The organism is Paenibacillus sp. BGI2013, assembly GCF_002843485.1.
In the GTDB taxonomy this organism is placed as follows: domain Bacteria; phylum Bacillota; class Bacilli; order Paenibacillales; family Paenibacillaceae; genus Paenibacillus; species Paenibacillus amylolyticus.
Genome location: NZ_PJFA01000012.1, coordinates 162553 through 176632 on the forward strand (window position 1 = coordinate 162553; position 14080 = coordinate 176632).

General features: G+C 45.7%; 10 protein-coding genes. 8 read left to right on the forward strand and 2 right to left on the reverse strand.

Translation table 11 applies throughout. The annotated features are described in order from the left end of the window. The first annotated feature begins 107 nt into the window (after positions 1 to 107). From CXK86_RS24795 to CXK86_RS24805, 3 genes are read left to right on the forward strand one after another with little or no spacing between them, the layout of a single operon-like run. The gene (locus tag CXK86_RS24795; RefSeq protein WP_076253763.1) at positions 108 to 2081 is read left to right on the forward strand and encodes a serine hydrolase domain-containing protein; all 1974 of its coding nucleotides are present in this window, start codon (positions 108 to 110) and stop codon (positions 2079 to 2081) included. Between the two features lie 54 nt (positions 2082 to 2135). After that, positions 2136 to 2810: a response regulator transcription factor gene (locus CXK86_RS24800; protein ID WP_076253762.1), complete on the forward strand. Its 675-nt coding sequence runs from the start codon at positions 2136 to 2138 to the stop codon at positions 2808 to 2810. Continuing rightward, on the forward strand, positions 2807 to 4159 hold the full coding sequence (locus CXK86_RS24805; RefSeq protein WP_076253761.1) for a sensor histidine kinase: 1353 nt from the start codon (positions 2807 to 2809) through the stop codon (positions 4157 to 4159). The genes CXK86_RS24800 and CXK86_RS24805 overlap by 4 nt, the downstream gene beginning before the upstream one ends. 78 nt (positions 4160 to 4237) lie before the next feature. Here the strand turns inward: CXK86_RS24805 and CXK86_RS24810 are convergent, their stop codons facing one another. After that, positions 4238 to 5929, reverse strand: coding sequence for an AraC family transcriptional regulator (locus CXK86_RS24810; protein WP_076253760.1), 1692 nt, complete (start codon positions 5927 to 5929; stop codon positions 4238 to 4240). Between the two features lie 232 nt (positions 5930 to 6161). Here CXK86_RS24810 and CXK86_RS24815 point away from each other — a divergent pair, with 232 nt between their 5' ends. The 3 genes from CXK86_RS24815 to CXK86_RS24825 all read left to right on the forward strand — a co-directional run bounded on the left by CXK86_RS24815 (position 6162) and on the right by CXK86_RS24825 (position 10553). Then, positions 6162 to 7151, forward strand: a complete 990-nt coding sequence (locus tag CXK86_RS24815; RefSeq protein WP_076253759.1) for an ABC transporter substrate-binding protein — start codon at positions 6162 to 6164, stop codon at positions 7149 to 7151. Between the two features lie 316 nt (positions 7152 to 7467). Next, positions 7468 to 8847, forward strand: coding sequence for an amino acid permease (locus CXK86_RS24820; protein WP_076253758.1), 1380 nt, complete (start codon positions 7468 to 7470; stop codon positions 8845 to 8847). Positions 8848 to 9029: 182 nt separating this feature from the next. After that, a complete protein-coding gene (locus tag CXK86_RS24825; RefSeq protein ID WP_101314781.1) occupies positions 9030 to 10553 on the forward strand; it encodes an alpha/beta hydrolase family protein in 1524 nt (507 codons plus the stop codon). 26 nt (positions 10554 to 10579) lie between these two features. Here CXK86_RS24825 and CXK86_RS24830 read toward each other — a convergent pair whose 3' ends face one another. Continuing rightward, positions 10580 to 11563 carry a MerR family transcriptional regulator gene (locus CXK86_RS24830; RefSeq protein ID WP_179087945.1) on the reverse strand — a complete coding sequence of 328 codons (984 nt, stop codon included), beginning with the start codon at positions 11561 to 11563 and terminating at the stop codon, positions 10580 to 10582. Positions 11564 to 11895: 332 nt separating this feature from the next. On the opposite strand from CXK86_RS24830, the gene CXK86_RS24835 reads away from it, so the two are divergent. Both CXK86_RS24835 and CXK86_RS24840 read left to right on the forward strand, forming a co-directional pair. Then, positions 11896 to 12798, forward strand: a complete 903-nt coding sequence (locus CXK86_RS24835; RefSeq protein ID WP_036605993.1) for an SDR family oxidoreductase — start codon at positions 11896 to 11898, stop codon at positions 12796 to 12798. Between the two features lie 256 nt (positions 12799 to 13054). Further along, complete coding sequence (locus tag CXK86_RS24840) at positions 13055 to 14050, forward strand: cysteine peptidase family C39 domain-containing protein (protein WP_036605992.1); 996 nt, start codon at positions 13055 to 13057, stop codon at positions 14048 to 14050. Positions 14051 to 14080 lie beyond the last annotated feature (30 nt).

A 14080-nucleotide genomic window follows, 5' to 3' on the forward strand; every position in this document is an offset into this window, starting at 1 on the left:
AAATATGAAAAAAAGGTTCACGCTCCGTTCATACGTGCTTGATATGCTCTCGAAAGAAAGCGTAAGGAACAGGTATCAAAAAATATGCGGAGTGGTGGGGGCAAGTCATGTCATCGTTGATAAGAAAGATTTTTGGGAAAATGATTTTACTGGTGTTATTGTTAGGCATGATATTAGGTGCAACTGGATTAGGGACCATGCCACTATCGGCAGCAGTATCCAATCAGGGATTAAATTCGGGCAAATTGGAGCAAGGAGTCGTAGCTAATCTGGAGGATACTGATCAGTTAACGGCATTCATGGATGGGATGATGGATGTGCAAATGCGATCTTTACAGATTCCAGGCGCAGTCATTTCGATTGTGAAGGATGGGAAGATCCTGCTCTCCAAAGGGTACGGACATTCGAACATCGAAGAAAATAAACCCGTTGATCCCCAAACCAGCCTATTTCGAATTGCTTCAACAACAAAGCTGTTCACATGGACCGCCGTGATGCAATTGGTTGAGGCGGGCAAGCTTGATCTTGATACAGACGTCAACACTTATCTGAAAACGGTGCAAATACCGAGAACCTATGAGGAACCGATTACGTTGCGTCATCTCATGACCCATACCGCAGGGTTCGAGGAAGGCGGTGTAGGTTATCAGATCACTACCGATCCGGGGAAACTTCCCGTCTCTATTGCTGAAACGATGGCAAAACATATGCCTGCAAGGGTTAAGCCACCAGGCGAGATGCTGTCTTATTCCAATTATGGCGCCTCACTCGCGGGACTTATCGTCGAAGAGGTCAGCGGTGTTGCCTATAATGACTATATACAGAAAAATATATTTGATCCGCTTGGCATGAATTATGCTACGGTAGAGGAGCCTGTTCCAGCGTCTCTGGAACCTTATGCCGCCCTTGGATACGCCCGAGCTAACGGCGAGTTTGTAACCAAACGGCCAACGTATGAGGGAGGATTTCGTCCTGCGGGATCAGCGAGCGTGTCGGCGAACGATATGGCTCATTTTATGATTGCCCATCTTCAAGACGGGCGATATGAAGATAAACAAATGCTCAAGCCGGAAACAGCCAAACTCATGCATTCTCCGGCATTCCAGTTTGATGAACGTTTACCCGCCATGGATCTGGGCTTTTACGAGTTGAATATGAATGGGCTGCGTGTGATCTCTCATGGAGGGGCCGATGAGCTGTTTAATACAGCGCTTTATCTTGTACCGGACAAAAAAGTGGGCATCTTTGTTTCCTATAGTGGAGGGGAAGGCGGAACGGCAGCAGAAGGGTTGGCGCAAGCCTTTTTTGACCGATACTATCCTGTACATGCAACTGAGCAGCCTAATGAATCTTCTATCGAATTAGGGGAGTCTCTGGAAAAATATGCAGGCTCTTATCAATTTACACGCCGTAATCACACGAAGATCGATAAGTTTTTCAGTTTTCTGACTCAAATCAATATTGAGGTTTCGGATAACCGACTGACTATTGGAAGTGGTGCAGATCAGCAAGTGTATACTCCGATTGGCGTGAATTTATTCCAGGAGGTCGGAGGGACACATCAGATGGGGTTCCGCACCGATGCAGAGGGCAAGGTCACGTATCTGTTTCTGGATATATTAAACCCAATGCCGCTGGAACCTGCACCGTTAATGAACCAATCGAAGTTCTGGCTCCTCTTGCTCGGCATTTCGGTTGTTCTGTTCATCACTGTATTGCATGGATTTGTTTATCGCAGACGCGAAATCAGAGTGATGCCAAAAGCGCAGAAATGGGCAGTACGGTTGTCAGCTATTACGTCTATATGGGGATTATTAACCTTGGGCGCAACGCTTCTGGTGATGAACATGGATTTGATTGATCGGCTTAGCCATATTCCACTATCTTTACGTCTCTATCTGTTTATGCCGGTTATCCTTGTAGGGTTGACTGCGGCAATATTCATCATGAGCGTTCTGGCATGGAAAAACCAATATTGGACGTTACTGAAGCGTGTGCACTATACGTTTGTAACGGTAGCAGCAGTGATCTTGAGTTTATTTTTCTATCATTGGAACCTGCTGGGCTGGCATTTTGGTTGAAGACCTCCTCCCAAGTGGAAGAAACAAGATAGATATTGGAGGCATACATTTGATATGACCAAAATCCTAGTTGTGGATGACGATGTGCATATTCGTGAGCTGATTACCTTGTTTTTGCGTAATGAAGGATTCGAGATTGTGGTAGCTAAGGACGGTGCTGAAGCACTGGAGATTGTGGGGAAATCCCCAATTGATCTAGTTATCCTTGATATTATGATGCCGCGTTTGGATGGTTGGGAATTATGCAGGGAGATCCGGCGTATGGATCTGAATATGCCATTGCTAATGGTCACGGTAAAAGGGGAATCGGCCCAGAAAGTGAAGGGATTTCAGTTGGGAACAGATGATTATTTAACGAAGCCCTTTGATCCACTAGAACTTGTGATGAGAGTAAAAGCATTGCTGAAACGTTACTTGATTGTCTCTTCCCAGACCATTCAACTAGGGGGCATTGTGCTGAATCGACGCAGCTTTCAAGTGATTCGTGGAGAGGAAACAATCAATTTGCCTCTAAAAGAGTTCGAGTTGCTGTTCATGCTGGCAAACCAGCCTGGGCAGATTTTTACCCGGGAACAATTAATCATTAAGATCTGGGGGAGTGATTACGAAGGGGATGACCGGACAGTTGATGTTCACATCAAGCGACTAAGGGAAAAATTCGCTGGCGATGCACACCATTTTCAGATTGAAACGGCTCGTAGTCTGGGCTACCGGTTAGTCATCACATGATCAAAACCTTATATGTTCGTATTATTTGCACGTTTCTGGTCGTCATTGTTTTCAGCTTGCTGACCTCTTTCTTCATGGGGATCTTCCTTTTCAAAAAGGAAGTAAATCATATCGGTCAGAATGACATGATTTCTGTAGGGGAGGAACTGATCCGTCTATATGAGCAAACGCAACCTGAGGACAGGGATGCTTTCATCAAAAGTATGGTTAAAGTGTCCACCTATCCCATTCATCTATATGACGTTTCGGGTAACGTAACCTTTTATGACTTAGACCATACAGAGACCGTTGAAATTGCACCAGAAGTGGTTCAAATGGTGTTGCAGGGTCAGATCTATCGTTCTCCCGGAGAAGTGGAGCAGACGTTCATAGGTCTTCCTTTTCCATACAAAGGGGAACCACAAGCCATGTTTATGCAGTATTCTCCGCAGAATGAAAATATCATTAATCGGATGGTTTTGCTGGTATTATTGCTTGCACTGTTGATCGGAAGTTTTTGTATCCTTATTGCTGCAAGGTATTTGGTAAAGCCGATCCAGGTGTTGACGCGGGCAACCAAACGACTGGCGAAGGGTGATTTTAATGTGGAAATTCAAACAAAACGTGTGGACGAAATGGGAGCATTGACGCAGAGTTTCAATGAAATGGCGAGTGAGCTTAAACAGCTGGAACAGATGAGACAGGATTTTGTTTCCAATGTATCTCACGAGATTCAAACGCCGCTGACCTCTATTTCCGGTTTTGCCATGGCGTTGAAAAACAGCAGCTTGGTCGCTGAGGCCGATCGTAACTATTACCTCGATATCATTATTACGGAGAGTGGACGACTATCCAGACTTAGTGATAATCTGCTGGAGCTTGCGTCTCTGGATTCCGATCATCATCCGTTCGAGACAACCACCTATAATCTTGATGAGCAAATCAGGCAAGTGGTGGTGACTTGCGAGCCTCAATGGTCAGCCAAAGGCATTCCAATTCACTTAGAATTGGTGGACGGTATCAAAATCAGGGCAGATCAGGACCAGCTTAACCAAGTGTGGATGAATTTACTAGGCAACAGCATTAAGTTTACTCCCGTGGGTGGGCATATCGAAATACGCACGAGCCAGTCGGTAGATGGAATCTTTTTCACGATAACCGATTCGGGCATTGGAATAGCGCCAGAGCAACTGGAGTATGTTTTCGAGCGGTTTTATAAAACAGACCTGTCACGCGATCGTAGCATCAGTGGTAACGGTCTGGGCCTTGCCATCGTCAAAAAAATCGTGATGCTCCATCACGGAACTGTCGAAATGAAAAGTCAGGTGGGCGTGGGGACAACGGTGATGGTTCATTTGCCTTCCGGATGATTACAAAAATGGATGTTGAGCTGCCAAAGATATTTTTCTGGTAGCTCTTTTTTTATGGGTTTTCAGATTCGTTTATCATCACGAGTTATCAGGGTAGGAGTGATTACGCAACAGTTCTGGCAAAGCATGTAGCACTTGCATACGTTCCAGCGCACCCTCCATATTCCAATGCTGCCCTACGTGATACACTTTGCCGTTACACACCGCAGGAAGATCACGCCAATAGGGGCTTTCCATCCAACTCACGTCGCGCTCATAAGAAGTAGGGTCAGTGACGTCCCCATCTCGAGTTGCAGAAATCATAAAAATACGATCCCCTACATAACGCTCAAAATCGCTTTCCTCGATCTTAACAAAAGCCTCGCCTTGCTCTATTAATGTCGCTACTTCATGAGGAGGTCTGAATCCATTGGCATGGTACAGTGTGTTTGTGAGACCTTGAGAGGCCATGACATAGAGATTTCCATCATTTCCGTCCACAAGAACTGTGGCACTTTCGCCGTGTTCAAATGCACCTTTACACACATTCCACATGTATTCAGCCATGGCTTCATAGCGGATCAGCCAACGTTCCGCTTCTTTTTCTTTGCCGAAAATTTGGCCCAAGGTTCGCAAGCGGCTATCCAATGTTTGCTCACGATCCAACACAATGGTTGGAGCAATGGTATTCATTTCATCCAGAGAAATGCCATAGTAGTTGGCGACGAGAATAAGATCGGGCTTCAGCTTTCGAATCTCCTGAGGCTTGGGGGGAAAGCTGATTTCAGTTGTGTTTTGCATTGGAGCGGTATCGATGAATTGGCCTAATAGACTCTTGGGACTACCGACTGGGAACAAATCCAGGGCCATCAAGTCACTTGCTGTATTGCGATCCAGATATACGATACGTGATTTGTCCTTGGGGAGTTCTAACAGCCTTCCTGTAGAGTCACGGAAAAAAATGTCCTTGTCCCTATCGCTTTGCTTATACATCGCTGCATACTCTCTAGGAGGCAACCCGGTCTTCTGACGAAATCGTCTGACAAAGTAATAATGATCATTGAATCCAACCTGATGGGCGATGGACTCAATGGTTTCTTCTGTCTGTAAAAGCAATTCCTTGGCTCGATTCAAACGAATCTCGGTTAGATATTCAATCGGGGTTTTGTCTGTCAGTGAGCGAAACAGCTCATTGTATTGCCATAAGGAGACCCCGGATATATCGGATAGTTCCTGCACTTTAATTTTCTCGGCGTAGTGTTCCTGCAAATAGATAAGGGTGCGTTTAACGGCATCTCTGGTATTTTCCAAAGAGTGAGCTTTCGTATTCTGTTCAGAGAGAGACAGCATCAGCATATGGAACATAGGTTGATAGGCATTGCTTTCTGCTTTGTTGATATAGGGGCGTTGACGAGTCATATCCTGAATAATGGTGTGCACGCTGGAATAGGAACGATCGGATCCCAACGTACTTCCATCAAAGGCAGGACTTGTGTCAAACCAGACGGACGAAGCCTGAACTTTAATTACATGAAAAGAAAACATATAGACAGCGAACGGCTCATGATCCTGCCTGGTTAGTACAATGTTGCCTCCGGGTCGAATATAAAAACACTGTTCTTCAATGGCAGTAAGGGTCTCTTCCCCCAGATCCAACCTGAAGTTTCCCGAAACGACAATGAGGAGACGATGCTCTTGCGAAGGCAGTATGCTGACGGGTTCCTCCATAAAATCAATCTCGCTAAGCGAATAGATTCCATGTACCTGATCGGTATGTAATAGAAGCTTCATGCCACAATCCCCTTACTAATTGATAACGATTCTCATGGAATAGCATAGTGTAAATACGCTCTTTTTTCAACCAATTGATAGGCGAGATAGAACATAACTTGGTGTTACACCTGCTAAGTATTGTCTGAAAAGCCCTGGAATTGTCCATTGATGCGCCTATGCGGGATCGTTACTATAGGTAGAAGATAGTGATAATGATTATCACTAAAACAGAGTGAATGGGGAGAACGTCATGTATAGTGTGAAACGATGGGGATGGTCTATTGGTGCGGTTCTGGTGCTGAGTATCGGCCTGAGTGCTTGCAGTAGCAATGAAGGTGCGTCGGTAAATGACGGAACAACGCAGCAGACAACCGTAAAAGAAAAGGAAGCCGCTGCGGAGAAACCGGAAACCAAAGATTACGTGGATTATCTGGGACGTAAGGTAGAGATTCCAACTGATCCACAGAGGATCGTCTATTATGATAATAAAACCTTCGGGGACATGCTGGTACTTGGAGCAGATGCAGTCGGTCAGGATAGCCGATTCGAATCAATATATCAGGATCAAGTCAAGGACATTGAAGATCTTGGTGCGCCGTTGAATCTGGAAAAGCTGGTTGAGCTTGAGCCAGATCTGATCATCACAGGTCTTCACGCTCAAGGGGAGGAGTTGGATCAGATTGCAAAAGTGGCGCCGACGGTCGGAATCGACGTAGATGCTCCATTGGAGCAGCGCCTGCCTACACTTGGTCTCCTGGTGAATAAGGAGGCAGAGGCACAGCAGTGGCTGGTCGATTATGATGCGAAATCGGAGCAAGCCTGGAATGCGTTCAAACAGAGTGCGAACATCGGTCCGGATGAGACGGCAACGATATTTTTAAACACAAATCGTACGCTGTATGTTATGACGACAGGGCTGGCTGCAGACTTATACTCACCTTATGGACTGGATATACCGAATGAGGTGAAAAAGGTAACGATTGATGAAGAAATGCCATGGGCTCAAATATCACTTGAGAGTCTGCCATCATTTACCGGGGATCACGTATTCCTGATGGCAGCTGGGGCAGGGGAAGATTCCGCTGAGAATGACGAACTGATGAAGTCAGCGATATGGAAGGACCTTCCTGCGGTTAAGAACGGTCATGTGTATGTGGTGGAGCAAAAGTGGAATAAACGTGATGCCTACACGATGCATGAATTTTTGAATGAACTGCCTGCCATGATGAAGCAGCAATAGTTCGGTAATAAGTAGTAGAGTTGAGAGAGCCTCCTGTTGAAGGGGGTTCTTTTTGTACTTTTTGTACTATCGTTCTACTCCACACTTTGAAATGGGCTCAGCTTGTACAATCAGACTTCACCTTATCTGACTGCCATATTCATTAAGCGGTTATCCTATACCTATATGTGTAGTGAATCCGTTTCCTCACATTCCTTGTTGTATTTCTGCGGCACATCTCGTACAATTTGGTGAAGTAATTCTGCATTGCGTTAATGTGAATGTGAAAATTAAAGATTACATCAGGAAGCAGTACACAAGAAAAGGGGAGAATCGTTTGGAATCAAAGCAACTATCTAGAGGGCTAAAGCCCCGCCATGTAGAGCTGATTGCACTCGGAGGTACAATCGGCGTTGGTTTGTTCATGGGATCGGCAAGTACGATCAAATGGGCAGGTCCATCCGTGCTGCTGGCTTATTTATTGGCTGGTATCGTTATCTTTTTTGTCATGCGCATTATGGGTGAAATGTTGATTCAGGAGCCGGTCACGGGTTCGTTTGCTACATTTGCTCACAAATATATTAGTCCGCTTGCCGGATTCCTGACCGCCTGGAGCTACTGGTTCCTATGGGTTACGGTTGGTATGGCGGAAGTTACGGCGATTGGTATCTATGTCGGGTATTGGTTCCCGGATATTCCACAGTGGCTGCCTGCACTTGCTGGGGTGCTCATCATTGCGGCGGCAAATCTGGCGGCTGTGAAGTTCTATGGAGAATTTGAATTCTGGTTTGCGATGATCAAAGTGACGGCTATTGTGGCGATGATCGTGATCGGAACAGGACTCATTTTCTTCGGCTGGGGGAATGGGGGTCAGGCCATTGGTCTATCGAATCTGTTCAGCCATGGTGGCTTCTTCCCTGGGGGCATCAAAGGTTTCCTCTTCGCGCTGTGTATCGTAACGGCTGCGTATCAAGGGGTGGAGATGGTCGGTATTACAGCAGGCGAAGCGGAGAATCCGAAATACACCTTGCGTAAAGCGATCAAAAATATCGTGTGGCGTATTCTTATTTTCTACGTTGGCGCCATATTTGTTATCGTAACCCTGTACCCTTGGAACGAAGTGGGCGAGACGGGCAGCCCGTTTGTGCTCACCTTTGCCAAAGTTGGTATTGTTGCTGCAGCGGGGATCATTAACTTTGTGGTGCTCACGGCGGCCATGTCGGGATGTAACAGCGGGATCTACAGTGCGGGACGGATGTTATACACACTGGCTGAGAATGGGCAGGCACCTGCCTTTTTCAAAAAGCTGTCCAAAGGCGGGGTTCCCCGCAACAGTATCGTCATCACAATCTCCTTGCTGTTGATTGGGGTTGTGCTGAACTACCTGATGCCGGACTCCAAGCTGTTCCTGTACATCTACAGTGCAAGTGTTCTTCCGGGTATGGTTCCATGGTTCGCCCTGGCGTTCAGCCAGTTCCGATTCAGAAAGCGTTGGGGCAACGAGATGGCGGATCATAACTTCAAGTCCAAATGGTTCCCGATCAGCAATTACATTATTATTGTGTATCTGATCCTCGTCATTATCGGTATGGCGTTTAACCCGGATACGCGCTTGCCTCTGGTTGTTGGAGCTACGTTTATGGCAATCGTGGTGGCAGGATATTTCGCATTTGGCATCGGCAAAAGACAACGGATAGATGGCGGCGAAGATCGCTAGTCCAATATTCAAAAATCAATTTATATCGTAATATCATATGTGCATTCCTTGAATACAATGGAGAACCTGTGGGTGATTCAGCGTCATTCAAGGAGTGCATTTTTTTATCCGCAAAAATCATGCTTGAATCTCCTGTAACTGGAGGTTTTAAGATTGGAGGTAGAAAGGGAGGCTTTAAGTATATGAGGACAGTAGAATGGATTTATCTTATTTTTAACCTGCTTATGTTCGTGGGGGTAATCGGGAGACAGAGTCAACATTTTCGAAAAATGGTATGGGGTGGATTCGTCATATCGGGTGTGCTGTTGATCGTCCATGGTGTGGTCGAAGGACTTCGTTGGCCGATGATTCCGGCGTATCTGCTCACGTTGGTTCCACTGGTTGTGTTATTTACAAAAGCAAGACGCCAGCAACAGTCAGGTGTAACCTCGCTGAACAGTAAACGTTCCGGGGCATCTGCTTCGACATCACCTGTGGCGGGCAAATTCGGTCGTGTTCGAATCATCGCAACGTCTCTTCTGGTGTTGGTATACGCTGTTGTGAGCATTGGCTTGCCGCTGCTCTTCCCAGTGTTTACGTTTGCCAAGCCAGCAGGTCCTTATGGAATCGGAACGGTATCCTACGATTGGACAGATAACAGCCGTGAGGAGTTGCTGACGAGTTCTGCCGGTGATCAACGGGAGCTGATGGTACAGATCTGGTACCCAACGAATTCAGACGCAGAGGGCGCAACAGCTCCTTATGTTAATAAGCCGGATATCTACGGGAAAGCCTTCAATGAAGTACTGAAACTGCCAAAGCTTTTATTTTCCAGTCTGAGTCAGGTCAAAACACATGCGATTCAGGAAGCTCAGTTGTCTGAGGCCGAAGCCAAGTATCCGGTTGTTCTCTTCTCTCATGGTCTGCATGGGTATGAAAATCAGAATACGTTCCAAGTCGAGCAACTGGTCAGTCAAGGTTTCATTGTTGTGGGCATTAATCACACGTATAGCAGTCTGGTGTCCGTATTCCCGGATGGACGTGTGGCGCAGTTTGAATCGGAAGGGAAAGAAGGTTTTGAGCAGCTACAATTCAGTTACATGGACAAGTTGAATGAGACATGGGTGAAGGATGCACAGTTTGTACTGGATGAGGTAGAGAAGTTGGGTGCGGAAGATCCGAGCGGACGCTTTACCGGACGAATGGATCTGGACAATATCGGCATGTTTGGGCATTCATTTGGCGGAGCAACGACAGTACAGATGTTAATGGATGATCCACGTGTGAAAGCAGGCATGAATATGGACGGTGTATTGTTTGGCGAGAAGCGTATTCCTGCGGAAGGCGTGGGCAAGCCGTTCCTGATGATGAGTGCAGACTCAACCGTTGCAGGCACAAGTGTGATGAGTGACGAAGAGATTGCTGCGATGGGCACGACCCGTCCGGAAGCCGAGAAATATTACGAGGAAGTGTACGAGCGCTATGAGCCGGTAACCGCAGGAGGGAACTTCTGGATGGAGCTGACCAACACCAAACATCTGTGTTTCTCCGACCTCTACCTGATCTCTCCACTGCTCGAATGGACACAGGGTGTAGATGCGCGGGGGACACAACAGTTGGTCAACGATACAACGATTGATTTCTTCAACCACTACTTGAAAGGGCAAACGCTCCATATGGACAAGGAAGTGGGAGAACATGAATCCTATTCGTTGAAAAAAGGCTAAACGTATAAATGGAAGGAGACTGAAATTCAGTCTTCTTCCATTTGTTTTAATCGTAACCGCATGCCCTCCTGCAACAAGTTAATGCCATCTACAATCTGGCTCCATTCGGGATTCATCACCTTGCACAGCTTGTTAAAACGCAGAATGCGATCCGTCACAGAGTCCAGCATATATCGGGCCTGTTTGCGAAAAAATACTTCTGGTGCTTCCGCATGCTCAGCACTTGCATACATCAACACAAAGTCCCACACCATGCTTTGCACAGCAGGGCTATCGATTGCCCAATGCTTGTCCAGCGCTTCGGTAGTGCGAATGCGAATAGCCTCCATTTTTTTCACCCAGACGTCCGCTTCGACTTGTGGCTGATTCGCCATAATGAAGAATGGAACCTCCAGCCGAGCCAGATCGGCCCAATAGGCCGGATCATTGATCAGTTCCTGAATTTCCTTCCAGGCCAGTGTTTGCTGAGCCGTCAGTTTGGTATCTTTCATCATGTATTTATCGAAAAAGTGCAGAAACGACACTCTCCAATCCTGCGGAATGCTGTCCAACAGATGGGATTCATCCACCTTGGCAGCAACGAATTGTTTTCGCCTGCTCGCATTGGCCGTCAGGGATTCTACCAGACTGGAGATATACGTGAGAGACTGTTCCGAATGCAGTGAAGTGTCTTCTTCATGCTGCTTCGCTTGCTGCAAAATGGAGAGCATGGAATTCATCGTGCCGATCTGGGTTTCCAAGGCTTCAATCTGCAGATCCAACGCCTGTGCTACCGCCACTTCACCCGACATGAGCTTTCGAATATCCGGTATGCTGAAATTCAGATAACGAAGCGTTGTAATAAGTTCGAGTTGCCACAGGTCTTGCGTTGTATAGAGTCGATGCCCGCCTTCCGTATGATTGGAGGGTTGTAACAGTTCAATCTCATCGTAATAACGGATCGTTTTCACCGTGGAGCCGATCAGTTTGGCTGCTTCACCGATGGAATAGGGTTCTTTGTTTGCATTCAACGAGATCACCTCATGTTCTATTATACAATCTCCAGTTAGAGGAGATTCAATGCTAGACAGTCGTTAGGGAATTCGGGCGGGCTTAGTTTAAATTCCACCTATCTCGGTTACAAAGGAAAGAGTGCAACATTTATGAAAACAACTTCTGATAATAAATTTAACATTTACATGATAACGAAGAGCACAGAAATAACCTGAAGAAACGGAGTGTTCGCTTTTATCAACGGATTTTCCCCTAATATAAGGAAGAAAAAAATCTGGGGATAACAGCGATCGGAAGGTTATTCTGTGATCGTAGTGATCAATGTAAATAACCGAGGAGGAAATTGAACATGGCTAATCAAGACCAGCACACCATGCAAGATCCAACGACCCAATATCCAAAGGCTACACCGGAGTGGAAACAGCAACAGGATGAGCCGGGGCTTCAGCGTGAGATGACACCTGTTCCCGATGCGGGTGAAAAAAGTTATAAAGGCAGCGGACGTTTAACAGGACGTAAAGCGGTTGTCACCGGAGCCGACAGCGGAATAGGCCGGGCGGCAGCGATTGCGTTTGCTCGTGAAGGCGCGGATGTCGTTCTGGCCTATCTGCCGGAAGAGGAAGCAGATGCACAGGAAGTTGTGAAGCTGATTGAGGAAGCCGGTCGCAAAGCAATTACGATGCCAGGTGACCTGAAGGATGAGAAATACTGTGAAGAACTCATTGAATCTGCGGTAAAAGAGCTTGGCGGGATTGATATCCTTGCTAACGTAGCAGGTAAACAGCAGTTTGTAGAGCAGATTGCGGATCTGACCACCGAGCAATTCGATGCAACGTTCAAAACAAATGTCTATTCCATGTTCTGGCTCTGCAAAGCAGCTGTGAAACACATGAAGCCGGGCAGCTCCATTATCAACACATCATCGATTCAGGCGTATAAACCTTCGCCAATCCTGCTGGATTATGCAACAACGAAGGCATCCATTAACACGTTCAGCAAAGCGCTAGCCCAACAGGTGGGTAGCAAAGGGATACGTGTCAACGTTGTTGCACCAGGACCGGTATGGACACCGCTCCAGGTCGTGGGTGGACAACCAGTCGATAAGCTGGCCGATTTTGGCTCCAATACACCGCTTGGTCGGGCAGGACAACCTGCGGAGATGGCTCCGGCATTTGTGTTCCTGGCAAGCCAGGAATCCAGCTATGTGAGCGGTGAGACACTGAATGCAAATGGCGGTACGGTTAGTCCGTAAATAGTTTCAGGTAATCCGATCAGGGTAACAGAGGATACGGTCTCCGAATTGGGGGCGGTATCCTCTTTTTTGTCATTAAGATGAGAGAAATAAAATATTTTTATATATGAAAGCGTTCTTATATAAAACGGGAAAGCTACATGGTAATATATTCAAGAACATGATCTTCGCTCCCAGCTCTGAGAGTGCGTTGCTTATACAATGAATCTGTTCAGATCAATACACTATGCCTAGGAATCGAAGGAGGAATTCTGTAATGGCCAAGAATGTACTTAAACTAGGTGACCCTGTCATAAGCACGTACACATCATATGGGACATTAACATCCGTTATGAACGAAGATTTATGGCCATGGATTTTCAATAACTTTATACAAATCAGGTATGCACATGGATGGGGAATTTTTTCGTTTGATTCTCATCAGTTTCTGTTAAGTACCTGTCCGGGAATTTCCTTTTACAACCTGCCACAAGAAATTGTGATCAGCAAATGGGGAACATCACTTAAACAAGTGATTACGGAAGCGATAGATATGGGATATTATCTATATATTTACGCAGACAGATACTACATTGCGTGTACAGACTATTATCAAAAGGAACATCTCATGCATGAATTATTGGTGTATGGGTATGACCTGGATCAAAATTTGATATACATTGCTGATAATCTTGATGATGGTAAATTCATACAAAGCGTATGTAGTCTGGATGAACTTGAGAAAGGCTACTGGACCATGTCTAATGAGTACAGTTTTTGGACAGAAGTGAGATTTCTCAAGCCTATCCAGAATATCAATTATTCAATTCATGTGGAGCAGATTATAACGGCGATGGAAAACTATCTTAACTCAAGCGAGACATATGACTTAGTAAGAGATCAGAAATACGATTTTGGAATGCAAGCCATTCAACGCATCTTTACCGACATTGAGCAGGCAGCCCTAGTTGGAGAAACATTGGATTCACGAGTCTTTCATCTTTTATATGAACATAAGCTACTAATGGAGTTACGTTTATCTTATTTAATGGAGAAATTAATCATTGAGCCAGATGCAACTTTTATGGAGTTAAGCACTGTTCTGAAACAGGACTACTTTAAATTGAGAAATATAGTTCTGAAATACAATATAACGCGTGATACAAGTACACTCAGTAAAATAAGTGAGAGATTACAAGAGAATCTCATGAAAGAAAAAGCATTTATTTCTTCTTTTATTACCAGATTACAACAGGTTAAATCAATGACTTGAAGTCATCTAATAATAGACAAAAAATCCCCT